Source organism: Thalassobacillus devorans, from assembly GCF_011761345.1.
Classification (GTDB): domain Bacteria; phylum Bacillota; class Bacilli; order Bacillales; family Halobacillaceae; genus Thalassobacillus; species Thalassobacillus devorans.
Map to the genome: position 1 here is coordinate 618,105 of NZ_JAASRY010000002.1, position 24,502 is coordinate 642,606.

The 24,502-nt window shown below is 42.7% G+C and carries 23 protein-coding genes, 1 other RNA gene and 1 pseudogene; 13 read left to right on the top strand and 12 right to left on the bottom strand.

Annotation, left to right across the window (positions count from 1 at the left end):
• The first annotated feature begins 16 nt into the window (after positions 1–16).
• The 5 genes from FHS45_RS10165 (at position 17) to cysI (ending at position 5,879) form a co-directional block, all read left to right on the top strand.
• Positions 17–775, top strand: coding sequence for a sirohydrochlorin chelatase (locus FHS45_RS10165; protein ID WP_062441111.1), 759 nt, complete (start codon positions 17–19; stop codon positions 773–775).
• The gene (locus FHS45_RS10170) at positions 765–1,415 is read left to right on the top strand and encodes an NAD(P)-binding protein (RefSeq protein WP_062441109.1); all 651 of its coding nucleotides are present in this window, start codon (positions 765–767) and stop codon (positions 1,413–1,415) included. Before FHS45_RS10165 ends, FHS45_RS10170 begins: the two co-directional genes overlap by 11 nt.
• Positions 1,416–1,420: 5 nt before the next feature.
• Positions 1,421–2,224, top strand: a complete 804-nt coding sequence (locus FHS45_RS10175; protein WP_062441106.1) for a uroporphyrinogen-III synthase — start codon at positions 1,421–1,423, stop codon at positions 2,222–2,224.
• A gap of 63 nt (positions 2,225–2,287) precedes the next feature.
• Positions 2,288–4,129, top strand: coding sequence for an assimilatory sulfite reductase (NADPH) flavoprotein subunit (locus FHS45_RS10180; RefSeq protein WP_062441104.1), 1,842 nt, complete (start codon positions 2,288–2,290; stop codon positions 4,127–4,129).
• 34 nt (positions 4,130–4,163) lie between these two features.
• Positions 4,164–5,879 carry an assimilatory sulfite reductase (NADPH) hemoprotein subunit gene (gene cysI / locus FHS45_RS10185; protein WP_062441101.1) on the top strand — a complete coding sequence of 572 codons (1,716 nt, stop codon included), beginning with the start codon at positions 4,164–4,166 and terminating at the stop codon, positions 5,877–5,879.
• 31 nt (positions 5,880–5,910) lie between these two features.
• On the opposite strand, the gene ytzI is transcribed toward cysI, so the two are convergent.
• From ytzI to FHS45_RS10215, 6 genes are all read right to left on the bottom strand, one after another.
• A complete protein-coding gene (gene ytzI / locus FHS45_RS10190) occupies positions 5,911–6,087 on the bottom strand; it encodes a YtzI protein (protein ID WP_082411928.1) in 177 nt (58 codons plus the stop codon).
• A gap of 96 nt (positions 6,088–6,183) precedes the next feature.
• Entirely contained in the window at positions 6,184–7,899 is a 1,716-nt protein-coding gene (gene ptsP, locus FHS45_RS10195; RefSeq protein ID WP_062441099.1) for a phosphoenolpyruvate--protein phosphotransferase, read from the bottom strand.
• 4 nt (positions 7,900–7,903) lie between these two features.
• Positions 7,904–8,170 (bottom strand): phosphocarrier protein HPr, encoded by a 267-nt coding sequence (locus FHS45_RS10200; protein WP_062441096.1) that lies wholly within the window; start codon positions 8,168–8,170, stop codon positions 7,904–7,906.
• Between the two features lie 53 nt (positions 8,171–8,223).
• The gene (locus FHS45_RS10205) at positions 8,224–10,110 is read right to left on the bottom strand and encodes a PTS fructose transporter subunit IIABC (protein WP_062441093.1); all 1,887 of its coding nucleotides are present in this window, start codon (positions 10,108–10,110) and stop codon (positions 8,224–8,226) included.
• 14 nt (positions 10,111–10,124) lie between these two features.
• Positions 10,125–11,039 carry a 1-phosphofructokinase gene (gene pfkB, locus FHS45_RS10210; protein ID WP_062441091.1) on the bottom strand — a complete coding sequence of 305 codons (915 nt, stop codon included), beginning with the start codon at positions 11,037–11,039 and terminating at the stop codon, positions 10,125–10,127.
• On the bottom strand, positions 11,036–11,785 hold the full coding sequence (locus FHS45_RS10215; RefSeq protein WP_062441087.1) for a DeoR/GlpR family DNA-binding transcription regulator: 750 nt from the start codon (positions 11,783–11,785) through the stop codon (positions 11,036–11,038). Before FHS45_RS10215 ends, pfkB begins: the two co-directional genes overlap by 4 nt.
• A 286-nt stretch (positions 11,786–12,071) precedes the next feature.
• Here FHS45_RS10215 and secG point away from each other — a divergent pair, with 286 nt between their 5' ends.
• The 3 genes from secG (at position 12,072) to rnr (ending at position 15,589) form a co-directional block, all read left to right on the top strand.
• On the top strand, positions 12,072–12,305 hold the full coding sequence (gene secG, locus FHS45_RS10220; protein WP_062441084.1) for a preprotein translocase subunit SecG: 234 nt from the start codon (positions 12,072–12,074) through the stop codon (positions 12,303–12,305).
• 177 nt (positions 12,306–12,482) lie between these two features.
• Positions 12,483–13,226 carry an alpha/beta hydrolase gene (locus FHS45_RS10225; RefSeq protein ID WP_062441081.1) on the top strand — a complete coding sequence of 248 codons (744 nt, stop codon included), beginning with the start codon at positions 12,483–12,485 and terminating at the stop codon, positions 13,224–13,226.
• 50 nt (positions 13,227–13,276) lie between these two features.
• Positions 13,277–15,589, top strand: coding sequence for a ribonuclease R (rnr, locus tag FHS45_RS10230; RefSeq protein WP_062441079.1), 2,313 nt, complete (start codon positions 13,277–13,279; stop codon positions 15,587–15,589).
• Between the two features lie 53 nt (positions 15,590–15,642).
• On the opposite strand, the gene FHS45_RS10235 is transcribed toward rnr, so the two are convergent.
• Positions 15,643–16,500, bottom strand: coding sequence for a GNAT family protein (locus tag FHS45_RS10235; RefSeq protein ID WP_062441075.1), 858 nt, complete (start codon positions 16,498–16,500; stop codon positions 15,643–15,645).
• A gap of 238 nt (positions 16,501–16,738) precedes the next feature.
• On the opposite strand from FHS45_RS10235, the gene smpB reads away from it, so the two are divergent.
• Both smpB and ssrA read left to right on the top strand, forming a co-directional pair.
• On the top strand, positions 16,739–17,200 hold the full coding sequence (gene smpB / locus FHS45_RS10240) for an SsrA-binding protein SmpB (RefSeq protein ID WP_062441071.1): 462 nt from the start codon (positions 16,739–16,741) through the stop codon (positions 17,198–17,200).
• A gap of 126 nt (positions 17,201–17,326) precedes the next feature.
• Positions 17,327–17,667: a transfer-messenger RNA gene (gene ssrA, locus FHS45_RS10245) on the top strand.
• 575 nt (positions 17,668–18,242) lie between these two features.
• On the opposite strand, the gene FHS45_RS20195 is transcribed toward ssrA, so the two are convergent.
• Positions 18,243–18,443, bottom strand: a complete 201-nt coding sequence (locus tag FHS45_RS20195; RefSeq protein WP_062441068.1) for an LAGLIDADG family homing endonuclease — start codon at positions 18,441–18,443, stop codon at positions 18,243–18,245.
• 190 nt (positions 18,444–18,633) lie between these two features.
• Between FHS45_RS20195 and FHS45_RS10255 the strand changes: the two genes are divergently transcribed.
• On the top strand, positions 18,634–19,602 hold the full coding sequence (locus tag FHS45_RS10255; RefSeq protein WP_062441065.1) for a cation diffusion facilitator family transporter: 969 nt from the start codon (positions 18,634–18,636) through the stop codon (positions 19,600–19,602).
• A gap of 88 nt (positions 19,603–19,690) precedes the next feature.
• Here FHS45_RS10255 and FHS45_RS10260 read toward each other — a convergent pair.
• Positions 19,691–19,936 (bottom strand): annotated as a pseudogene (locus FHS45_RS10260) (catalase-related domain-containing protein); the annotation flags it as partial.
• Between the two features lie 709 nt (positions 19,937–20,645).
• The gene (murB, locus tag FHS45_RS10265; RefSeq protein WP_166761399.1) at positions 20,646–21,566 is read right to left on the bottom strand and encodes a UDP-N-acetylmuramate dehydrogenase; all 921 of its coding nucleotides are present in this window, start codon (positions 21,564–21,566) and stop codon (positions 20,646–20,648) included.
• A gap of 307 nt (positions 21,567–21,873) precedes the next feature.
• Between murB and ilvD the strand changes: the two genes are divergently transcribed.
• Entirely contained in the window at positions 21,874–23,568 is a 1,695-nt protein-coding gene (gene ilvD / locus FHS45_RS10270; RefSeq protein ID WP_062441057.1) for a dihydroxy-acid dehydratase, read from the top strand.
• A gap of 68 nt (positions 23,569–23,636) precedes the next feature.
• Here the strand turns inward: ilvD and FHS45_RS10275 are convergent, their stop codons facing one another.
• Complete coding sequence (locus FHS45_RS10275; protein ID WP_166761400.1) at positions 23,637–23,774, bottom strand: hypothetical protein; 138 nt, start codon at positions 23,772–23,774, stop codon at positions 23,637–23,639.
• 137 nt (positions 23,775–23,911) lie between these two features.
• The gene (locus FHS45_RS10280) at positions 23,912–24,070 is read right to left on the bottom strand and encodes a hypothetical protein (protein WP_166761401.1); all 159 of its coding nucleotides are present in this window, start codon (positions 24,068–24,070) and stop codon (positions 23,912–23,914) included.
• 123 nt (positions 24,071–24,193) lie between these two features.
• Here FHS45_RS10280 and FHS45_RS10285 point away from each other — a divergent pair, with 123 nt between their 5' ends.
• Entirely contained in the window at positions 24,194–24,460 is a 267-nt protein-coding gene (locus FHS45_RS10285; protein WP_243847125.1) for a hypothetical protein, read from the top strand.
• Positions 24,461–24,502 lie beyond the last annotated feature (42 nt).

Genomic DNA, 24,502 nt, shown 5'->3' on the forward strand with positions numbered 1-24,502 from the left:
AGGAGGGCCGGTCATTATGCAAGGAATATTATACGTCAGCCATGGCAGCCGGGTCCCGGAGGCAAGACGACAAGCAGTTGATTGCATTCACTCCGTCCAGTCCAAGGTAGGGATAGGGCTTCAGGAAATCTGTTACTTGGAACTAGCACAACCGGATATGGCGGAAGGAATCAGACTGCTTGCGGAAAAGGGAGCAAATAAGATTGCGATTATTCCTGTCTTATTGCTGCGTGCAGGCCATTATTATACAGATATACCTAAGGAAATCGAAGCAGCTAAAAACAAGTATCCTGATATAGAATTTCAATATGGTAAACCGCTGGGAGTACAGGAGCGACTAATTGATATTTTAATCGAGCGTATTAAGGAAAAGCACGACCCCATCTCTCCAGATTCTAATATACTCCTGGTGGGCAGAGGAAGTCGAAACCCCGAAACGCCTGCGGCTATACAGAAGATTCAGAAGAACCTTTGTCAAAGACTTGGTGGAATGAATGTGGATGCCTGTTACTTGGCTGCCTGTCAGCCCTCTTTTGAAAAAGGTTTGGAAAAGTCCATTCAAGCAGGTTATAGGCAGACAATTGTTGTCCCATATCTTTGGTTCACTGGCATTTTAATACACTCTATGCAGAAGAAAGTCAGGGAGTATCAGGAGGACGGTCATCAGGTGATTTTATGCGATCATCTTGGTGATCATCCAATGATGGTTGAAGCATTGGCGGAACGAGTCTATGAACTCCTTCCTGGTAAAAAGGTGAAAAATTATGCCCAATGATTTCACAGAACAGCAAGAAGTCAATTTTCAGCCATTGATGATCGACTTCAACAGCAGGAGCGTCGTCATTATCGGAGGAGGAAAGGTGGCAGCTAAAAGAGCCAGGGTGCTCCTCCAGGGCGGGGCTGTAATTACGGTCATCAGTCCTTCATTGGAACCGGAATTAGAAAAGTTCTGGGAGCAGAAGAAAGTTAATTGGAAAAAGAAGTTTTTTGAGCCTGATGATCTTGAAGGAGCATTCATGGCTGTCGTGGCAACGAATGACCCATCAGTGATTTTGTCTGTACCCCACCCCACTTCAGGTTTGCCGCTCGTAAATTCTGCTGGGGAAGCAAGCAGGGGGAATGTTCAGTTTCCAGCTTTTCTGACAAGAGGGAAATTGACCCTGGCGGTATCGACTAGTGGGGCAAGTCCAATGCTTACTTCTCAGATCAAAGAAGAGTTGGAAAATCGATTTGAATCAGATTATGAAGGTTATGTGGATTTCTTATATGAGTGCCGGCAGCTGATTAAGAATTCTCTCCTTACTAAACAGGAAAAACGACAATTTCTTCATGAACTCTTAGATGAATCCTTTATGAATGAAGAAAAGCAGCAACAGACAATCTTATGGCTTAAGAAACTGGCAGCAGGAGGGTGAGAAGCGTGAGTAATCTGGAGGGAAGACGTATCGGGATAGCCGCAGAAAGAAAAGCTGAGGTCATCAGCAAAATGATTCGGAATAAAGGCGGCATCCCTGTTATCTACCCGCTACAGGGGATGCAGCATCTGGATGAGGATACGAGCAGGAAGAACATCCATGACTTTCTGGAAAAACCGTTTGACTGGGTGGTTTTAACCACAGGAATAGGAGCGGTAACTCTGGAAGACGCAGCAAAGAAAGCAGGGGTTCATAAAGAATTTCTCAACAAGTTACACCAGACGCAATTGGCAGTCAGAGGAAGGAAAACAATGCAATGGCTGAAGGAGAATTCTCTCCAGGCAGAAATTGTTTCACCAGATGGGACGATGGAAAGTCTTCTTTCAGCTTTTTCTACGAATGCTAATCAGGAAGATATTTTTTTGCAGGCTTATAACCAGGACGATGCCAGATTGAAAGATTCGCTGGATCATCTTGGATATTCTGTTTATCTGTCACAGCCTTATTATTATGAGAAGCCGCTGGATAAAGTGATTAATAGTCTGAAGTGTGATATTGCGGATCTCTACCTGGATACAGTGGTGTTCACCAGTAAAACCCAGGTCAGAAACTTATTCAATGATGAAAGTGGCCGTGAAATTCTAGTGAAAGCCTTCAACCATAAAGTTTTACCAGCAGCCATCGGGAAAGTAACAGCGGGTGAGCTGTCGGCACAAGGCATTACTGACGTTCTTCAGCCTGTTGATTCTAAAATGGGGGCGATGGTAGTGGCCATTGACCACCACTACCGGCAAGCACAAAGCCCGTGACTAGGTTAAAGGTTAAGCAGCATTTGCAGTATAAAAAGATTAATTTTTGTGAGGTGGATAGTTTTGCAGTTTCAGGTAGAGAATAGTCCATTTACTAAAGAGCAGGTAGAATATCTGAACCGCCTTTTGCCAACATTGACAGAGGCGCAGAAAATATGGTTAAGCGGTTGTCTGTCTGCTTCTTTTAGCGGGGAATCAGCAGCAACAATGGAGAGTCCTGTCGGTGAAGGTTCGTCAACTGCACCTGCTTCGGTTAAGGAGTCAGCGGCTGCAGTCCGTGAAGTAACGGTCCTTTTTGGTTCCCAAACAGGGAATGGGCAGGGGCTTGCGGATGAATTGACGAAGAAACTGGAAGAAAAAGATTATACGGTAACCCTTTCTTCCATGGATGACTTCAAACCGAAGTCCATTAAGGATGCAGAGGATTTATTGATCATCGCCAGCACCCATGGTGAAGGAGATCCACCGGATAATGCTCTTTCATTCTACGAATTTCTTCATAGTAAACGGGCTCCAAAGCTTCAAGATGTCCGTTTCTCTGTTCTTTCCCTTGGAGACAGTTCTTACGAATATTTCTGTCAGACAGGAAAAGATTTTGATAAACGTCTGGAAGAATTAGGAGCAGAAAGGCTTCATCCCCGAGTTGATTGTGATGTCGATTTTGAAGATTCTGCGGAAGAATGGTTTGAAGGTGTATTAACAAAATTGAATGCAAGCCGGGGAGAGCAAGGGAATGCAGCAGCATCTCAAGCAAAAGTAGCTGAGGCGTCTTCCGCACCGGTCTATTCAAGAAAAAAGCCATTTGATGCAGAAATATTGGAGAACCTGAATCTGAATGGCAGAGGCTCAAATAAAGAGACACGGCATTTGGAACTGGATCTTGAAAGCTCAAATCTTGTGTATGAACCAGGCGATAGTTTAGGGATATTCCCACAAAATGACCCTGTTCTTGTCGATCAACTTATAGAAGCAATGGGGTGGAACCACGAAGAATCGGTACAGGTAGATAAACAAGGAGAATTAAGATCCGTTCGGGAAGCTCTACTTTCCTTTTTTGAAATTACCCGGTTGACGAAACCGTTGCTGGAACAGGCAGCAGAGCTAACTAGTAATGAGCAGTTAAAAACACTCCTTGAACCTGAACGGAAAGAAGATTTGAAAGAATATCTGGAAGGCAGGGATCTTCTCGATCTTATCCAGGACTATGAAATCCAAGCCTCACCACAGGAGTTCGTGACTTTATTACGGAAAATACCACCACGACTATATTCAATTGCGAGCAGCCTGAAGGCGAATCCGGATGAAGTACATCTTACCATTGGAGCATTGAGGTATGACGCTCATGGGCGAAGCCGATCGGGAGTATGTTCCGTCCAGTGTGCAGAACGATCCCAGCCTGGCGACACGCTTCCAGTCTATATTCAGCATAACCCTAATTTCAAACTTCCGGAAAACCCTGATACTCCTATCATCATGATCGGGGCAGGAACAGGGGTGGCACCTTATCGGGCATTCCTGGAGGAACGGGAGGAAATCGGAGCAGAGGGAAAAACTTGGTTGTTTTTCGGTGAGCAGCATTTTAGATCAGATTTCCTTTACCAGACGGAGTGGCAGAAGTGGCTGAAGGAAGGCGTGCTTACCAGGATGGATGTCGCATTTTCCCGGGACACGGAGGAGAAAGTCTATGTTCAGCATCGGATGCTGGAAAAAGGCAAAGAACTTTACCAATGGTTGATCGAAGGAGCCGTCATCTATGTATGCGGCGATGAAAAACATATGGCTCATGATGTTCAAAATGCCCTCCTGACCGTTTTGGAACAGGAAGGCGGTCTGGAAAAGGAAGAAGCAGAAGATTACCTGAGTAAAATGAGACAGGAAAAACGTTATCAGCGTGACGTTTACTAAGGAAACAGGGACATAAAGGGGAAGGAGTTTAAGTATGACAGACCAGAAAAAGAAGCATCACCATGGCCCGCCCAGTGAAATGGAGAATATAAAAGAAGAAAGCGGCTATCTCCGGGGTACAATTACCGAAAGCTTTTCCGACCCGATTACAGCGGGAATAAAGGATGAAGATGCCAAGCTGTTGAAATTTCATGGCAGCTATCAGCAGGATGACCGGGATGTACGCAATGAACGTAGAAAGCAGAAGCTGGAGCCAGCTTACCAATTCATGGTGCGTGTCCGTCTCCCAGGGGGCGTAGCAACGCCGGATCAATGGCTTACCATGGATGAGATAGCGGACCATTACGCAAATGGGACGCTCAAACTGACCACTCGTCAGACGTTCCAGCTGCATGGCGTTTTAAAATGGAATATGAAGAAAAGTCTTCAAAAGATGAATCAGTCGTTAATGGATACCATTGCTGCTTGTGGTGACGTCAACCGTAATGTCATGTGTAATGTTCAGCCGTACCAGTCAGAAACACATGCAGAGGTCTATGATCTGGCGAAGGAATTAAGCGATCATCTTCTTCCGAAAACGAAAGCTTACCATGAGATTTGGCTGGATGAGGAAAAAGTAGCCGACAGCCGTGAACCTGAAGAAATCGAGCCAATGTATGGTAAATACTATCTGCCAAGAAAATTCAAAATCGGAATCGCGTTGCCTCCTTCTAATGATATTGATGTGTTTTCGCAGGATTTAGGATTTATTGCGATTGTGGAAGCAGGCGAATTAAAAGGATTTAATGTAACTGCCGGTGGCGGCATGGGGATGACTCATGGCGATACAAACACATACCCTCAATTAGGGCGTGTAATCGGCTTTTGTCCTGCTGATAAGATTACGGAGGTTGCCGAAACCATCATTACCATCCAGCGCGATTATGGAAACCGATCCGAGCGGAAAAATGCCCGGTTTAAATATACGATTGATGCACATGGAGTGGATTGGCTAATCAGGGAATTGAACGATAGACTAGGATGGGAGCTGGCAGAAGAGCATCCGTATCACTTTGAAAATAACGGTGACCGTTATGGATGGATGAAAGGTGATGGGAAATGGCATTTGACATTGTTCATCCAAAATGGAAGGATTCTGGATAGCCGTGAACAGTCCCTGAAAACGGGCTTAAGAGAAATTGCCAAAGTTCATACGGGTGATTTTCGGCTTACTCCGAACCAGAATGTAATCATTGCCAATGTGACGGAAGAAAAGAAACAGGAAATTGATTCACTTGTTCAAAAATACGGTTTGACTGATGGTAAAGAGAGTTCTGCACTGCGGAGAAATTCCATGTCCTGTGTTGCTCTGCCTACCTGCGGTTTGGCAATGGCGGAGTCCGAACGTTACCTGCCTGTGCTGCTGGATAAAATCGAAGATATTCTTAAAGAAGCAGGTCTTGAAGAGGAAGAAATTGTCATCCGAATGTCCGGTTGTCCCAATGGATGCTCACGCCCTGCATTGGGCGAGATTGCCTTCATCGGGAAAGCACCAGGTAAATATAATATGTATCTGGGTGCCGGTTTCACTGGCGACCGATTGAATAAGTTGTATCGTGAAAATATAGGAGAAGAAGAAATTCTTGCTGAATTAAAACCTATCTTATTCGATTATGCAGAGAAGAAAGAGGACAAAGAACATTTCGGAGATTTTGTAATCCGTGCTGGGTATGTAGAAGAGGTTCATTCGGGACTTGATTTTCATAAGTAAAAAAACAAAAGCTGATGCTTCCAGGAAAGCGTCAGCTTTTTTGAGATTCATTCTCTCTTGTATGCTCCACATTTTTTTCACCTTCATCATCAGGAAGCGGATCTACTGTGTGTTTATAATTATAGCCGGAATTAACTGCAAACCCGAAAGCGGCTGCGATTCCCAGAACAATGAGAATAGAAACAATGATGATAATTGTATAAGTCATGTTAACACTTCTTTCATTAAAAAGATGAATGAAAAAGAAGGAGAACGCATCCCCTTCTTTTTCATTTATTGTGTCACAATTATCCACAAATTACTATTATTGATTAGTTTTTTCTTTAATGAAAGCGACCACTTCATCAGCAGTTCCCATTGAAAGAAGGGTTTCTTTATAAGAAGCCATTTCCTCTCTGGATAAGTCCTTCAACTGTGTACGTGCAGGAAGAATGGATGTAGCACTCATACTGAATTCATCAAGTCCCAATCCAAGTAAAATAGGTATAGCGATGGAGTCACCAGCCATTTCGCCGCACATACCTGCCCATTTTCCTTCTGCGTGAGCCGCTTCGATGACATTATTGATCAAGTTCAATATCGCCGGGTTGTATGGCTGGTACAAGTAGGAAACCCGTTCATTCATACGGTCGGCAGCCATTGTATATTGAATCAAGTCATTTGTTCCGATACTGAAGAAATCAACCTCTTTAGCAAACTGGCGTGCAATCATGGCAGTCGCAGGAATTTCAACCATAATACCAACTTCGATGTCGTCGGAAATGTCATGACCTGCTTCTTTCAGCTTCAACTTTTCTTCATCCAGCATGTTTTTCGCTTCACGGAATTCTTCCAGCGTAGCGATCATCGGGAACATGATTTTCAGGTTACCGTGCACACTGGCACGCAAAAGCGCGCGCAATTGGGTACGGAAAATGTCATCCCGTTCCAGGCAGAGACGGATGGCGCGGAAACCTAAAAATGGATTCAGTTCTTTAGGAAGATCTAGGTAATCAAGTTCTTTGTCACCACCGATGTCGAGTGTACGTACGACTACAGGCTTGTCTCCCATTTGTTCTAGTACGGATTTATAGGCACCGAACTGCTCTTCTTCCGTTGGAAGTTGACTTTTACCCATATAAAGGAATTCGGTACGGTAAAGACCGACACCTTCGCCACCGTTATTCAATACACCTTCAATGTCATCTGGTGTACCGATGTTCGCCGCAAGCTCGACGTGTGTTCCATCAGCTGTGACGGTTGGTTCATCTTTGAGCTTTGCCCATTCTTGCTTTTGTTGTTCAAAATCATCCATTTTCTGCTGATAAGTGTGGAGTTCTTCCTCGGTAGGGTTGACAATTACGTCCCCATCAATCCCATCGACAATAATGGTCTCATCTTTTTCAGCTTTGCTGGTAATTTCTTTCGTACCCACTACGGCAGGAATCTCCAGGGAGCGTGCCATGATAGCTGAGTGGGAAGTACGACCACCAATATCTGTTGTAAACCCTTTGACATACTGTTTGTTCAATTGAGCAGTATCAGAAGGTGTCAGGTCGTCCGCTACAATCACAACTTCTTCGTTAATCAACGCAGGATCCGGGAAGGTCACATCAAGCAGGTGAGCCATGACCCGCTTGGTGACATCCTGAATATCAGCAGCACGTTCACGCATGTATTCATTGTCCATGTTTTTAAACATGTCGATAAACATATTGGCTGTTTCATCCAGTGCAGCTTCAGCATTGACATTTTCCGATTTGATTTTATCTTCAATCGGCTGGATCAATTCAGGGTCGCTGAGTACCAGCAGGTGGGCGGAAAAAATTTCTGCATGCTCATCTCCAAGTGACTTCTTCGTATGTTCCTTGATTTTTTCAAGTTCAGACTTGGATATGTCCAGTGCTTCATGCAACCGCTTGACTTCATCTTCCGGAACGTCGACATTGTTTTTATTATAGGAAAGGTCGGGTGCCTCCAGGCGGTACACCTTCGCGATAGCAATACCGCTGGAAGCCGCAATCCCTTTGATGTGACTCATGTTGTTATTCCCCCAGGCCTTCGTTTTTCATCGTTTCTTGTAATAGTTGAATTGCTTCTTCTTCATCATTGCCTTGAGCTGTAATTTTCACTTCTGCACCAGATGGAATACCAAGACTCATGATACCCATAATCGATTTCAAATTGACAGCTTTCTCTTTATAATGCAGGTTGATATCAGACTCGAAGTTTCCTGCTTTTTGGACAAGTACAGTTGCCGGGCGAGCGTGTACGCCGTCAGATGATGTAATTGTAAAAGTTTTTTCTTGCATGATTTATTCCTCCTCAAAAGAGTTCTCTTTGTTTATTACTTAACTATACCATTTTAAGCTTTTTGCAGGTCCTTTTTCAAGAACCCTACAATAAGAGCACTGATAAATGCTCCGATCAAGATAGCGATTGTATAAAGATACCATCCACCTTCAACCAGCGGGAATACGAAAATTCCTCCATGTGGGGCAAATAACTGGATTCCGAACAACATGGTAAGTGACCCTGCAACAGCTGAACCTACTACAAGAGAAGGAATAACACGTACCGGGTCAGCAGCAGCGAAAGGAATAGCACCTTCTGTAATGAAAAATGCTCCTAATGGAAGGGCTGTCTTACCTGCTTCCCGTTCCTGCGGTGTGAATTTATTTTTGAAAATTAAGGTTGCGATTCCCATTGCAAGTGGCGGAACCATACCTCCAGCCATGATAGCGGCGATGAATTCATAGTTTTGAGCATCAATCATCGCAAGGCCGAATGTATAAGCCGCCTTATTGATCGGACCGCCCATATCGATGGCCATCATACCACCCAGGAGCAGACCTACTAGTGCCAGATTTGTGCCTCCCATTCCTTCTAACCAGCTCAGTACCCCACTGTAAATCCGGGTCAATGGAGGGTTGATAAGAAGCATGATCATCCCCGTACCGAAAATGGCTAGCACCGGATAGAATAGCACGGTTTTTAGACCATCCAGCATATCAGGCAACCCTTCAAGCAGTTTCTTAACTCCAAGAGTCAAATAACCAGCAAGGAAACCTGCAATCAGACCACCAAGAAAACCAGAACCGCTAGTTCCTTCTACACCAGTGGTTATCGCTATTAAACCACCGACCATACCAGGAGCGAAACCAGGGCGGTCAGCGATACTGGAAGCAATGAAGCCAGCCAGTACTGGAACAAGTAAGAAGAAGGCGTTATCTCCGCCAATGATGCTGAGCATTTCAGCGAAGCGATTATATTCATCACTTGATGGGTCTGCTGCGTTGATACCGAATAAAAAGGAAATAGCAATCAGGATTCCGCCCCCAACAACGAATGGAAGCATGTTGGAAACCCCGTTCATCAAGTGCTTATAAACACCTGTACGCTGATTTCCTTCATTGGAAGAGCTCTCAGAAGAATTGCCGCCTCCCTGGTAAATCGGTGCATCTTTGTTAACGGCACGCTCCAGAAGTTTTTCTGGTTCATGGATAGCTTTGGCTACTGGAACTTCAATGACAGGCTTACCTTTAAAGCCTTCCATTTCTACTTTCGTATCAGCTGCCACAATGATTGCGTCTGCTTCTGCGATATCCTCGTCGGTGAGACGGTTTTTCACTCCACTGGAACCATTGGTTTGTACTTTGATATTTATCCCTTTTTCTTTGGCTGTTTCTTTCAATTTATCAGCAGCCATATACGTGTGAGCGATACCAGTCGGACATGCAGTAACTGCTAAGATTCTGCTTTCAGCACCTTCTGTTTCAACTTCACCTTCACCTTCCTCTGCCTCTTTAGCATTGATAGCCTCTATGACTTCATCTTCTGTTTTTGCCTGCTCGAGTTGTGACCGGAAATTTTTATCCATTAAGAAAGAAGATAAGCGGGATAAAGTTTCCAGGTGTGTCTTATTAGCACCTTCAGAAGCTGCGATCATAAAAAACAGGTTTGTCGGCTGTCCATCAAGGGATTCATAGTCAAGTCCTTCGGATGAGCGGGCAAACGCAATGGCTGGTTCTTTTACCGCACTTGTCTTAGCGTGGGGAATAGCAATTCCTTCACCTATCCCGGTGGTACTTTGTGATTCGCGTTCTAAAATGGCATCTTTAAACCCTTGCTTATCATTTAATCGGCCTGCTTGGTCCAATTTACTTACCAGTTCATCGATTGCTTCCGCTTTTGAACGGGCGGATAGGTCCAATAGAATCGTGTCTTTTTTCAATAAATCTGTTATTTTCATGTAAAATCCCTCCTTTAATTTAACCCGGTAACTACAATATCCTGGAGCAGTCCATCAACTTCTTTTTGATTACAGAGATCATCATTGAATGCTGTAGCACTTCCGGCAGCTACCCCGTACCGTAAGGCTGTTTCAAGGTTCTTTCCGGTCGATAGGGCTGCCAAGAACCCGGCTACTACTGAATCTCCTGCTCCGACTGAGTTTTTCACTTGTCCTTGTGGGACATTAGCATGCAAAGCATACTGTGAAGTAACAAGAACAGCACCATCACTACCCATAGAAACAATGACGTTCTCGGCACCTTGTTCAACCAGTTTTTTGGCATAAAAGACCGCGTCGTCTTTCGTAGTGACGGTTGTTTCGAACAACTGACCTAACTCATGGTGGTTCGGTTTCAACAACATTACCGGTAATCCAATCAGCTGTTTAAGTGCGGCACCAGAGGTGTCAGCCACTAAAGAAATATTTTTTTCTTTGCAAATGCTGGCGATTTTCAAATAAATATCTTTATCCAGGGAAGCTGGAACACTCCCAGCAATTACTAATGTATCGTTAGGTGATAATTTTTCTATGGATGATAAGAGCTCTGTTTGCTGGTCAGAAGTGATAGCCGGCCCGGGGCCGTTAATTTCTGTTTCATCACCCGATTTCATTTTGACATTGATGCGAGAGGGTTCCCCGGTTTCGATGAACTGGTGGGACACTCCCTCTTCATCTAAGAAAGAACGGATGAATTGACCAGTGAATCCCCCGGCAAACCCTAAAGCGGTGGAAGGGGTAGACAGCTGATTCAATACGCGGGAAACATTAATCCCTTTACCTCCCGGGTAATAGAAAGTTTTTTCAGCGCGGTTCAGCCCTCCTGGCTCAAACTGATTCACATGCATAATGTAGTCGATGGAAGGATTGAGCGTACAAGTATAAATCATGATGTCACAACCTTTACTTCTGTTAGTTCTTTAAATGGTGGTAATAAATCATCAGGGGCATCAGAAATGATGACAGCATCCTGAACTTCTGCAACTTTAGCAAATGTCACTTCATTGAGTTTTGAGGCATCAGCTAATATGAAAGTTTCCCCCGATAATTGAAGGGCGGTATTTTTTACAACTGCTTCCTCAGGATCAGGCGTCGTAAATCCTTCTTTGGGATGGACACCGTTGATACCGAGAAAACTTTTATCGAAACGGTAATGTTTTAGGCTTTGGACAGCGTGTGCCCCTATTACCGCACGCGTCTTCCGTTTAATTCTGCCACCGATAACATATGTTTCTATGGCAGAGCTGGTCAGGGTCTCCAAGTGGGAAAGCCCGTTGGTGACGACTAATATATTTTTTTGAGCTAAAAAAGGAATCATCTCATAAGTGGTCGAACCGGCATCAAGAAAAATACTATCGCCTTCCCGAACTAGGCTTGCTGCATATTTGGCAATGGCTTGTTTTTCAGCCAGATGGACTGTCTTTTTTTCCTGAAGGCTAAGTTCTTCACTGGCTGCACTTTTTATGGAAGCTCCCCCATGGACCCGGCGGAGTTTTTTATTTTCCTCTAAAAAGCTGAGATCACGCCTGATGGTAGATTCTGAAGCATTGGTAGCTTCAACGAGTTCCTTCATTTTAACTGTTTTTCTATCCTGTAGCAGGCTCAAAATAACCTGGTGGCGTTCAGGGGTCAACATAGGCTGACACTCCTTTCAAGTTATCCTACATTTATCATAAAGGAAGCCCTTTCATTTTTCAATCAAAAACAATCAATACCAATCAAAAATAATCATATTTGTGAACGATAGCATCCATTATCATTCAACGTACCTTTACTAATTAAAGAATGATACGCAAAAAACAAGTCTGCCAGGGTCAGTCAATTTGTCGGTTGGAGCATTCTATATTATCTTGCCCATAATGGGAATTTGTGCTACATTTACATTATGTATTTGTGCGTTCTTAGGAGGTGTCAGTCACATCATGCAAACACTAGCAATCACGTTATTAACAGTCGATACACTTGTCATGATCGTTCTAGTTCTTCTTCAATCCGGTAAAAGCGCAGGTCTTTCAGGTGCCATTTCCGGTGGGGCTGAACAATTATTCGGTAAGCAAAAAGCAAGAGGAATCGATGCCGTACTCCATAAAGCTACCATTGTTACGGGAGTCCTATTCTTCGTTTTCGCCTTTTTAGCTGCTTATGTATTAAGTTAATAATGAAGCCAGAGAAAGCCGCGCTGATTTAGCGCGGCTTTCCTTTTTGCTTTTAATGGAAATGGAAAGCAAACAGGTAGGAAGTATATGGGGCTGTCTGCTAAAATAAAAAGGCTTGCTAAATAAGAATGAAATCTACTGTTATAGGGAATTACAAAGGTAAGGAGAGAACTGACTATGAAAATCAAACAACCACAACCATTCACGTTTGAAGAAGGAGAACGTGCGGTATTGTTACTACATGGATTTACAGGACATTCCGCAGATGTTCGAATGATGGGACGCTTTCTGCAAAAACATGGTTATACTAGTCATGCGCCTATATACCGTGGACATGGACTTCCGCCGGAAGAGCTGACGAAGGCTACCCCTGAGGATTGGTGGGAAGATGTGCAGCAAGCCTTGAACCATCTCCAGGAACTGGGCTATGAAAAAATTGCAGTAGCAGGTCTTTCGCTTGGAGGAGTGCTCGGACTGAAGCTTGCTTATTCAGAGCAGGTTAGAGGAGTCATTCCAATGTGCGCACCGATGTTCTTTGATAATGAAGAACAATTAACGGGAGGATTTCGCTTCAAAGCAAAAGAATATAAACAATTAGAGGGGAAAGACAAAGAGACTATCCAGCAGGAAATAGCAGAGCTGATGGATCAGTCAGAAGATATGTTCAAGCAACTCGGGCAGTTTATTAATGAAGTCCATGACCATATCGATCACATTTATACCCCGACTTTCGTTGTTCAGGCCGCTAAAGATGAAATGATCAACAAAGATAGCGCTGACTATATATATAACCATGTGGAATCCGATCAAAAAGATATGAAATGGTATGAGAATTCGGGACATGTCATCACGATGGATAAAGAAAAAGATGAGTTACACCAGGATGTTCTCGAGTTTTTAGAATCATTGGACTGGGATTGAATTGCAACGAGGTCGGAATGTCACGGAACGATAAAGGAGGATGAAGCGTTTTGAGTAAGGAATTGAGAAACAAAGTATTGGACTTTTTTCAAGAATCGGCATCAAAACCACTATCAGTACAAGAACTAGAAGAAACGCTTGAGCTCGATGGAGCCGATGACTTTTCAGGCCTTATGAAGACACTGAATGAATTGGAAGAACAAGGGGAGCTTGTACGTACACGTAAGAACCGTTTTGGCTTACCGGAGAAAATGAATTTGATCAGGGGACGAATCCAGATGCACGCGAAAGGGTTTGCATTTCTTATCCCCGATGAAGAAGGCAAGGATGATATTTATATCCACCATTCTGATCTTCATTCTGCTATGAATAATGACAAGGTTCTTGTAAGGGTAGAAAAGAGAGATGAGTCTGGAGCAAGGCCGGAAGGTGCCGTCATCCGGATTCTGGAGCGGGCTACAGACAAAGTAGTGGGTACTTATCAGCCTAGCAGAAATTTCGGGTTTGTGATAGCTGATGACAAGCGGATACCGAATGATATCTTCATACCGAAAGGGGCGGCCAATGGTGCTGCCGACGGGCATAAGGTAATAGTCAAGATTACCAAATACCCGGAAGACAGGATGAGTGCTGAGGGGGAGATTGAAGAAATCCTTGGACATAAGAATGACCCGGGAATCGATATCATTTCCATTATTTATAAACATGGTATCAAGCTTGATTTCCCTGAAGAGGTGTTGGAACAGGCAAAAAATACACCGGATGAGATTTCACCGGAGGAAATCAAAAATCGCCGCGATTTGCGTGATGAAATGATTGTGACCATTGATGGGGCAGATGCAAAGGATCTTGATGATGCTGTTATGGTCAAAAGGCTGGACAATGGCAACTTCAAGCTTGGTGTCCATATCGCAGATGTATCTTATTATGTCGAAGAAGGATCACCGATTGATCAGGAAGCCGCAGAACGAGCGACAAGTGTCTATCTGGTCGATCGTGTAATCCCTATGATTCCGCATCGTTTATCCAATGGAATATGTTCTTTGAACCCACAAGTGGACAGGTTGACGCTGTCTTGTGAGATGGAGATCGATTCAAACGGTGAGGTAGTCAATCATGAAATTTTCCAGAGTGTCATTAAGACCAATGAGCGGATGACATACAAAGATGTAAACAAGATTCTGGAAGATCAGGATCCTGAATTGATGGAGCGGTATAAGGAGCTTATCCCAATGTTCACGGACATGGGAAAGCTTGCTGCAACTTTAAGAAAAAAACGTATGGGTCGCGGAGCTATCGACTTCGATTTCAAAGAAGCCGGTGTTATTGTCGATGAACAAGGAAAAGCAATCGATGTAAAACTTCGCGAACGCTCTGTGGCAGAGCGCTTAATTGAAGAATTTATGCTTGCTGCCAATGAAACAGTAGCCGAACATTTCCATTGGATGGATGTGCCGTTCATTCACCGGATTCACCAGGATCCAGATCCTGATAAACTCCAGCATTTCTTTGAGTTTGTGGCCAACCTTGGATACATTGTGCGCGGTACCGCCAACGAAATACACCCACAAGCACTGCAAAAAGTATTGGAGGGTATCGAGGGGACCCAGGAAGAAATGATTATTTCCAAATTGATGCTCCGCTCGATGCAACAGGCGAAATACGATCCGCAGAGCATCGGCCACTTTGGGCTGGCTACTGATTTTTATACCCATTTCACTTCACCAATCAGGCGTTATCCAGACTTGATTGTCCATCGCTTAATACGGACTTATTTGGTAGAAAAGAAACTGGATGAGAAAACGCAGCAGCATTGGAAAGAAAAAATGCCTGAAATTGCGCGTCATTCCTCTGAGATGGAGCGGGCAGCTGTCGATGCTGAACGGGAAACCGATGACTTGAAGAAAGCGGAGTATATGCAGGATAAAATCGGTGAAGAATTTGAAGGTGTTATTAGTTCTGTGACAAGCTTTGGATTGTTCGTTGAACTGCCAAACACAGTCGAAGGGCTGGTCCATGTCAGTTATCTGACTGATGATTATTATCATTTTGAAGAACGGCAGTATGCAATGATTGGTGAGCGGACAGGAAATGTGTTCCGTATTGGTGACGAAGTGACCGTCCGTGTGACGAACGTAAATTTGGAAGAGCGCGTAGTCGACTTTGAAATTGTCGGGATGAAACCGCGTAAAGAACGTGATCCAGACGCCAAGCCGAAGGTCATCAAAACAAGAAGTGCCAATCGTACTTCTGAAAATAAGAGCGGGAAAAAGAAAGAAAAGGATAAAAATAAGAGTAAGAAGCCTTTTTATAACAACAAAGGGCTGAAACAAAGAAAGAAGAATAAAAAGAAAAAGAAATAACCTCAACAGAAAAGCTGCCAGTGGTACTGGCAGCTTTTCTGGTTCTTAGGAGGTTAAAACCATTTGCTATAAAGTCTCCAGGGCTTTTGCACATCAAAAATAGTGGGGTCAGGTATATTTTTATATCCAGTTTCGGAAAAGTCGATCCAGGCTCCAGCAGCTTCCGGGTTTTCGTCCCAGTTGTGATAGATAGTTTCAAAAAAGCCCGGCTGATCGAAGTGATCGTCCCAAAAATACTTTACATGGGTATGAAGGTCACCTTTCTGATCGTTACGAAATATGACAAATCTATCTTCTTTCGAATTTGTATAAAAGGTACATTCATTTAAGTATTCATCTGTAAATAGTACCTCATCAAATGGGAGCGGATAGTAGCACTCATACGGAAAAGCCCCTAAAGCATTAAACTTTAGTGATGACAAGAGGCTCTTTTTTTGATCAAGCCCATCAACTTTATTCCATATCAGCCCTTTTGTACCTGAATGCTCTGCTTTTGTTTTCAAAATAGCATAGTAATGGATAGGACCTGGATTCATTCCGGTTCTCTCAATCACGCTCTGGGCGGGGTAATTGTGTGTTTGTGTATTAGCGCCGATCCAGTGGATGTTTGGCTTTTTACTTAATAACCCGGCAATAAAGGACATTACTTCCGTACTATAACCTTGCCCGATATAGCGTCGATCACTACGCATCCTCCCAAGCATGGCAAACTTATCAGCAAAAATGGTGTAACCAGCAACACTCAATAATGCTTCTCCTTGGAATAATCCGTATATATCATGCTCCTCTGATTCGATAAGTTTCGGGAAGATACGGATAACATAATCATCCTCAATCCCTGTATCCATTTTTTTTATGTTATCTAAATCTCTCCACTCCAGCTTTCGAATATCAAGCACTTGTTTTTCCAATGTCCCCGCTCCTTTTTAATACTTTATGAAAGTTTAATCTTGTTTAAGGATTAAAGTATAAGAAAAACTAAGGCTTTCGCCATAAATACTTGGTGATATGTGAAGTTTTTCTAAAAGAAATTTCCAAAAATATAATCTCATATGCTAATTGTGATTGTCTATAACGATGCCTGTTTAATTGGATTATCTTTGCTTTTTTGGTACAATAATCTTCACGGCAAATAGAGGAGGAACCATTATGCCTAAAGGAAAAGGAAATGCAATCGCACAAAACAGAAAAGCCAGTCATGACTATTTTATAGAAGAAACTTTCGAAGCCGGCATGGTTCTGCAGGGTACAGAAATTAAATCAATCCGTGCAAAGCGGGTCAACCTGAAAGACAGTTTTGCAACCATTCGTAAAGGGGAAGTATTTCTCCATAACATGCATATTTCTCCTTATGAACAAGGGAATAGATATAATCATGAACCAACTCGGACGAGGAAACTGCTGCTGCATCGCAAAGAAATCGATCGTTTGATCGGTGCCACCCAGCAAGAAGGCTATTCTTTAGTCCCATTAAAGATATACATTAAAAATGGCGTAGCAAAAGTGTTGCTTGGCCTAGGTAAAGGTAAGAAGAAATACGATAAACGTCAGGTATTGAAAGAGAAACAGATGAAGCGCGACATCGATCGGGCATTGAAAGAGAGATACTAAATGATGGAAATGCTGGCAGGCATCTCATTTGAATATGAGTTATGATGTGTTATAATAGTAGTTGTCGATGAAGACATCAAAGCACAATTAAATAATAGCTTGCCTATTTAATCCTAACGGGGACGTTACGGATTCGACAGGGATAGGTCGAGCTCAGGTTGCAAGTCGAGGCGACGGCTCGTTAAACGTCATTTGCCTAAATATAACTGGCGAATCTAACGATAACCTAGCTCTAGCAGCGTAAGCTGACTTGAGCTGATCCTTCCTGGCATTGTCCGTGTGCCAGATTGAAGGGTCCCAAACTGAAGCGGACTACGCGTTTCTCCACCGCCTGAGGAGAAACGAAGAGACTAATCAGGCTAGCGCCTGGGAAGCCTGTTGGTAGGCTGAACAGGTGGCGAAGCATAATATACCGACTACGCTTGTAGAAGCCTGAGTGCCGATATCTCTGGACGTGGGTTCGATTAGTTTATAGTCGCCTTATGTGGCAACACATAAGTGAAAATCTGGCTTTATCGGTGAAACCTAAGTCACTTTTGGTGATAAGGCAATACCGAGCGGTATGTGGAGTAATCCAACAGCCGTGTATCGACTTATAGGCTGCCATTTTGCAGTGGTAGTACTAGGATGTGAACTTTCCTTAAGGAAATCCAAAGTTCACATAAAACGCCAGAGAACCTGTATGAACAGGTTCAAGATATAGTCAGTGCCATGACGAAAGCATGGAAGCACATGTCCCACCGTCTCCATCAAACTACGTAGTAGATCAGCATTAGCTGGTCTATTTTTTATGCTTAAATAAAGTATAAGTATAGAAACCCTCAAGTTTCATTAGATCAGAGATGAAAAAATTCCTCCTCAAAAGATAATTTTCTCTTTAATGCCTCTTTCGAATACTTTCCGTTCCTTACTGTTACAAGCTCGTATTGTTCTAAAATCAATAATGCTCGCTTGCGTTTCCGGTCAACTCGTAGAAATGTATGAACATTCTTTAAAACAGTTCATACATTGGTTTTTACCTTAATGTTTAGGGTATAGGAATTTAAATGTTTATCTGGTTTGTAATTCTTTTTATTAATAATTGTTCCCCACCTAAGGCTTGTAGATAAGTGAGAAGTTCTTTATCAGTGGAAGAAATGGTAATGCAGGGTCTTCTATGTTCATTTTTATGGATTCTGGTTAAAGTGATACTTCCTTCTCCATCAATTATCCCTGCCATGTAGGCTGCTTCCCAAGCTTTCATATCGTTTCCTCCCTTGGTCTTAATGGGAACGAATGTTCTTGGAACTATTATACGGTAATAAGCGGTATTATTACAATTTTTCAACAGGGTTATTATTATGCTAGGTGGGGGAGATGTATTATCAGACTGTTAAGGTAAATAATAAAAAGAACATGGAGAATTGCATCACTCTACAAGAGGAGTTGAACATATGGCTTTGCTGGAACTTTTGAAAAAAGGGAACAAGTCTTCCGGTGTAGCTGCGCTTGGGAATACCGGCCTTGCGATTATCAAAAGCATAGCGGCAGCAGTTAGTGGAAGTGGTGCTATGATGGCTACTGCTATCCATTCCATCGCTGATGCTACTAATCAGGGGCTTGTATACTTTGGAAGTGCACTTGCTGAAAAAGAGCCGACGAAGCGGTTCCCTACCGGCTTCGGACGGGTGGTCAATTTGTTTGTATTGTTAGCTGTCATTATTATCGGCATCATGGCCTATGAAACGATCTTAAAGGGATGGGAAATCATCCAGCATCCGAAGGCATCGACAAGCTTTTGGCTTAACGTGTTGATTTTAGTTGCATCCATCGCCGTCGATGGTTTCATTTTAATCAAAGCGATGAAAGAAGTGGTGAAGGAATCACGTGTGGATGCTTCGGGTATGCAAGTACTAACTGCGTCATTCAAAAATGTTAAATATGCCGCTCCACCAACAAAGCTTGTTTTTTATGAAGACATCATAGCTACTTCAGGAGCGGTTTTGGCACTCATATCCGTAGTTTTAGCACACTTCACTGGATTATATATACTGGACGGAATCGGGACTATGCTTATTGGAGTATTGCTGATTATTATTGCGTTGATGCTGGGTTATGAAAACACGATGGGGCTGATTGGCGCTGCTGCACCAGAAATTGTAGAAAATAGGATTGCATCTATTATACTTGCCGATAAAGACGTTGAGGATATCAAGAGGCTTCGCATTATTCGTGAGGGAGATGATTACCATGTTGATGGTGCTATCGAGTTAAGAGGAGGATTGACGTTAGCAGAAGCGGATGATATCAAATACAGGGTAAGGGACAGCGTTTTGGAGGATCCTGATGTAGATGATGTAGTCATCGGAATTATTGAAACAGATAAGATCCAAAACTGGGAAGTGGAGGATAAAAAAGAATAAATAATTGAACAGAGGAGATTCTCTAATAGTGAGAATCTCCTTTTAAATGATAATAGTCATTATTTAATTGATAATTGGCAGCCCCTTGTCATACTTCCTGTTTTACAGAAAAGCCTAGTCCTTCTGCAACCCGCTGACCATATTCAAGGTCTGCCTTATAGAAATGTTCGATTTGCCGTTGTTTAATTTCGTCGCTCTCTACTGGTTCCATTGCACCAACGATATTGGAAATAAGGCGGGTGCGCTCATCTTCAGACATCAAACGATACTGATCCCCTGCCTGGGTGTAGTGGTCATTATGGTCATAAGCTACGCTTTCTGCTGCACCTGACACACGATCTAAAACAATGATAACACTTATTAATGGAAAATGAATATTTTTTATAATAATTATAATTTGATTATTTATTTAAAGGCTGAGTAGGTGGTGGTAGTATAATTGCTGACATAAAAACTGGCTCACGACAAATTGGATTAATCATACAAATAAACATAAAAAAACTTCCGCGACAACATTTGGCTGGTCACGAAAGTTTAAGAAAGGGTAAGTATTGAATTGCTGTATCTATTTATTTTCTTTTCTTTATAATTAAGCACTTTTCATCACCCGGGACCGTTGACTGACAGCTTTCAAAATAAACAGTTTATCTTGCCTCGTTAACATCTGCCAACTACGTACCTTGATTTTCATGACTATTCTCTCCTTATTAATGTGAAATATCATGAAGAAAGATTCTGATGATGGAAAACCATAAACTGTTAATTTAATGTATAGTAGGTTATACCGCTTTTTCTCGAGGCTTAAACAATAAAAATTGTTACAAGAATCGATTTCAAAAGGGTTTTTTTGTCGAACCTTGATGAATTTCTGTCGGGTCAAGTTGATAAATACATACATTTGCAGGGAAATGGCGAAAAGAAAATTAGAAAAACTTGGCTTGTCGTCAGGTTCTTATGGTGAAAGCCCCTTTGTTTTTTCTTATTCTTCAATCCTCTTTCTTAAACTATAAAAAAACTGCACATCTATTGATGTGCAGTGATGGTTATTCAGGATCTTCACCGATAATCCGTACTTCACGTTCGAGATCAACTCCGAACTTTTCTTTGACGGTGTTTTGGACATGTTCAATTAAAGCAATATAGTCCGTTGTAGTAGCATTATCTTTGTTGACGATAAACCCGGCATGCTTGGTGGAGACTTCAGCTCCTCCGATGGTTGTTCCTTGGAGTTTGCTGTCCTGAATCAGTTTGCCGGCAAAATACCCTGGCGGTCGTTTGAAAACACTTCCGCATGATGGGTATTCCAGGGGCTGCTTTGATTCTCTTTTGTATGTCAGATCATCCATTACGGCTTTAATATCTTCATAATTACCTGGTGTCAGGTTGAAGGTTGCTTCTACGACAATGTCTCCATTATCTGGAATATTACTTGTTCGGTAATCTAAGTCAAGCTCAGAGGCGAGCCGCTTAACGAGATTCCCTTCTTTATCAACGACAAAAGCATAATCCAGAACATCTTTTATTTCCCCACCATAAGCCCCGGCATTCATATATAAGGCCCCTCCAACGGTTCCGGGGATTCCACAGGCAAACTCAAGCCCCGATAAGTGCTGCTCCAATGCGTAATAAGAAGCATCAATAATTCGCGCTCCACTTTGGGCTACAACTGTATTTCCTTCCGAAGAAATTTTATCAAGATGTTTCAGGTTAATAACTATTCCACGTATGCCTCCATCCTTGATGATCAAGTTGGAACCATTCCCCAGTAATGTAAAAGGGACATCTTCTTCCTTGGAAAATTTGACAACATTCTGTATCTCTTCGTAAGTACTTGGTGTAATAAAGAAGTCTGCTTTGCCGCCAAGTCTGGTATATAAATGGTCTCGCAGCATTTCATCAACTTTTACATTTTCTTCTTTTACAATGTCCATTAATTTATTGTAAATTTTTTCTTTATTGTCCATACCCATCATTCCCATTAAAAATATTCTGTTCGTCACCAGTCATTCTAATATATTAGCATATGAGCCATACATAGGTGAAGTTACAAGCAGGTTACATGCAGTACCCTTCTCTATTTTATTCAAACAAATGTCAAAATTTTTCTGATATGCTTTATAACAATAAAGAAAGCGCTTTTATTTTGTAAAAACTTGATATATTCAGAAAACTCATTGCGTAGCAGGCGACAAATTAGTATCATTACATAATAATAGTCAAAGGTTCAGGCTGAGCGCCTGGCGTAAATAAAGGAGTAGGAAGGTGTAGCTGATGGAAAACAAAAAAGACTTACGCATACGAAGTAAAGTAATCAGTGAAGGCGTTAATCGGGTACCGAACCGTTCCATGTTAAGAGCGGTAGGGTTTGAAGATGAAGATTTTCAAAAACCGATGATCGGCATCGCCAGTACGTGGAGTGAAGTTACTCCTTGTAACGTACATATTGACCGGCTTGCCAGAGAAGCAAAGAGCGGAGCTTCAGATAATGGTGGAGCACCAATGATTTTTAATACCATTACTGTTTCCGATGGGATTGCCATGGGACATGAAGGAATGCATTATTCTTTACCTAGCCGGGAAGTCATCGCTGATTCAATCGAAACGGTGACGAACGCTGAACGGCTTGATGGCGTCGTAGCAATCGGAGGTTGTGACAAAACAACTCCTGCATGTGTCATGGCGATTGGAAGAATGAACATCCCATCCGTATATGTATATGGTGGCACAATCCAGCCTGGTAAACTGGATGGAAAAGATATTGATATTGTTTCTTCCTTTGAAGCCGTCGGACAATATCAGGAAGGCACAATCAATGAAGAACAGCTTCATAGAGTAGAATGTAATGCCTGCCCAGGGGCTGGAGCGTGCGGCGGGATGTATACCGCCAACACGATGGCCTCGGCCGTAGAAGCTTTAGGAATGAGTATCCCAGGTTCATCCTCCACACCTGCTGTTAACGATTACAAGGAACAGGAGTGCCGACAAGCAGGAGAAATGGTAGTTGAACTACTCGAGAAAGAAATTTATCCACGGGATATCATGACAAAAGAAGCATTTGAAAATGCTATTACCGTTGTCATGGCGCTTGGTGGTTCTACAAATGCGCTCTTACATTTAACCGCCATGGCTCATTCTGCAGGAGTCGACCTTTCCTTAGACGACTTCGAACGGGTAAGGAAAAAGGTACCATTTATTGCAGATATGAAACCAAGCGGTAAATATGTGATGCAGGATCTGTATGAAGCAGGAGGCGTACCGGCTGTTATGAAACTGCTTCATGAACATGGACTGCTTCATGGTGATTGTTTGACAGTGACTGGTAAAACAGTAGCAGAAAACCTGGAAGAAGCACCATCACTGAAAGAAGGACAACAAGTAATTCTTCCGCTTGACAGCCCGATTAAACCGGAAGGGCCACTTGTCGTTCTGCGCGGAAACCTGGCACCAGATGGAGCAGTTGCTAAAATGTCTGGTTTGAAAATCAGCCGTTTTGAAGGTCCAGCTCGAGTTTATGATAGTGAAGCAGACGCCACTAAAGCAATTGAAGGCGGAGAAATTAAAGAAGGGGATGTCCTGGTCATTCGTAACGTTGGTCCTAAGGGAGGGCCAGGAATGCCGGAAATGCTCTCCATTACATCCATGATTGTTGGAAGAGGGCTAGGAGGTAAGGTCGCCCTAATGACAGATGGCCGATTCTCCGGTGGCTCACATGGGTTTGTAATTGGCCATGTATCCCCAGAAGCCGTTGTCGGCGGACCGATTGGTTTGTTGAAAGAAGGTGACACCATCACGATTGACAGTGAAACCCAGGAAATCAATGTTGGTATCACAGAAGAAGAATTTGAACGCCGGCAAGATGAATGGCAACGCCCGGAACTGAAACACAAGACAGGTGTACTTGCCAAATATGCCCGTCTGGTATCATCTTCAGCAAAAGGGGCAGTAACAGATTTGGAACTCGATTGAATATAGGATAAGGGTCAGCCCCAAAGGCTGACTCTTTTTTTGTTCCACTTTTCATCAAACTTCTATTGTTATATTTTAGTGTTGCGTTTTTTCGTACGTTGTTCTAATTGAGAATCCGGCTGTTGGTCTTGTACATCATCACTAAGCCCTTGAGGATTTACATTTGATGCTGCTTTGCCTTTGTTTCTACTCGCTTTCTTACTCACTTTGTACACCTCCAATTGATGGTTGGTAATATTTTTTTAATTTTTTCGCACGAACATTTGTTAATAATAAGAAACGAACTCGCCCGAATAGAAGGAGAGTTCGTTCCCTTTATTTGATCTTGACCCGAAAGGCCAAGTTACCCTTGCTTGTTTTGTTGGTTCTGCCCAGCCATGTTCGTCAAACTTGGTAACACGTTTTGTAGTTGTCCGCCTTGACCTGTCATCATGCTGTAAGTTGCTGCTCCGATGCCGACGGAAGCGATTATCGGAAGCCACTGGATGTTTCGTCCTTGCATGCGCCAAACACCCCCTTCCCTTTACAATATTAGTTTGCTTCTTCTCTGTTTGTTCATGAGTGTGAACTATTACCAAAACAGTTTTTTGAGAGGAAGATGTTTGAAGCCTGTTTCTCCTGGGAAATGATTGTAGAAAAAGGAGGAATGTTTATGACAAACAGTGGGTTCAATACACTAAAACCTGGAAATAACTATTCTGCTCAGGAACTGGATAGTTTTGTCTCAACAAAGGACGTTTTGCTTCTTTCTAACAATGGAAGCCAATTATTCACTGAGCCGGATCGTGAGTATAAAGTTACGCAGGAATTTGAAGGTTTCTTTGAACATTCTTCTCAAGATGGAGAGAAATACTATCGAGAAAAGAAAGCATATGTTGTAGAAAAAGCATAAAAAAATCTAACACCCCAGGATAGCCATTTAGAGGCTATTCTG

Coding starts and splice junctions, on each gene's coding strand:
- FHS45_RS10165 (WP_062441111.1), top strand. CDS start 17: ATGCAAGGAATATTATACGTCAGCCATGGCAGCCGGGTCCCGGAGGCA.
- FHS45_RS10170 (WP_062441109.1), top strand. CDS start 765: ATGCCCAATGATTTCACAGAACAGCAAGAAGTCAATTTTCAGCCATTG.
- cysI (WP_062441101.1), top strand. CDS start 4,164: ATGACAGACCAGAAAAAGAAGCATCACCATGGCCCGCCCAGTGAAATG.
- ytzI (WP_082411928.1), bottom strand. CDS start 6,087: ATGACTTATACAATTATCATCATTGTTTCTATTCTCATTGTTCTGGGA.
- ptsP (WP_062441099.1), bottom strand. CDS start 7,899: ATGAGTCACATCAAAGGGATTGCGGCTTCCAGCGGTATTGCTATCGCG.
- FHS45_RS10200 (WP_062441096.1), bottom strand. CDS start 8,170: ATGCAAGAAAAAACTTTTACAATTACATCATCTGACGGCGTACACGCT.
- FHS45_RS10205 (WP_062441093.1), bottom strand. CDS start 10,110: ATGAAAATAACAGATTTATTGAAAAAAGACACGATTCTATTGGACCTA.
- pfkB (WP_062441091.1), bottom strand. CDS start 11,039: ATGATTTATACTTGTACGCTCAATCCTTCCATCGACTACATTATGCAT.
- FHS45_RS10215 (WP_062441087.1), bottom strand. CDS start 11,785: ATGTTGACCCCTGAACGCCACCAGGTTATTTTGAGCCTGCTACAGGAT.
- secG (WP_062441084.1), top strand. CDS start 12,072: ATGCAAACACTAGCAATCACGTTATTAACAGTCGATACACTTGTCATG.
- FHS45_RS10225 (WP_062441081.1), top strand. CDS start 12,483: ATGAAAATCAAACAACCACAACCATTCACGTTTGAAGAAGGAGAACGT.
- smpB (WP_062441071.1), top strand. CDS start 16,739: ATGCCTAAAGGAAAAGGAAATGCAATCGCACAAAACAGAAAAGCCAGT.
- FHS45_RS20195 (WP_062441068.1), bottom strand. CDS start 18,443: ATGAAAGCTTGGGAAGCAGCCTACATGGCAGGGATAATTGATGGAGAA.
- FHS45_RS10255 (WP_062441065.1), top strand. CDS start 18,634: ATGGCTTTGCTGGAACTTTTGAAAAAAGGGAACAAGTCTTCCGGTGTA.
- murB (WP_166761399.1), bottom strand. CDS start 21,566: ATGGACAATAAAGAAAAAATTTACAATAAATTAATGGACATTGTAAAA.
- ilvD (WP_062441057.1), top strand. CDS start 21,874: ATGGAAAACAAAAAAGACTTACGCATACGAAGTAAAGTAATCAGTGAA.
- FHS45_RS10280 (WP_166761401.1), bottom strand. CDS start 24,070: ATGCAAGGACGAAACATCCAGTGGCTTCCGATAATCGCTTCCGTCGGC.
- FHS45_RS10285 (WP_243847125.1), top strand. CDS start 24,194: ATGATTGTAGAAAAAGGAGGAATGTTTATGACAAACAGTGGGTTCAAT.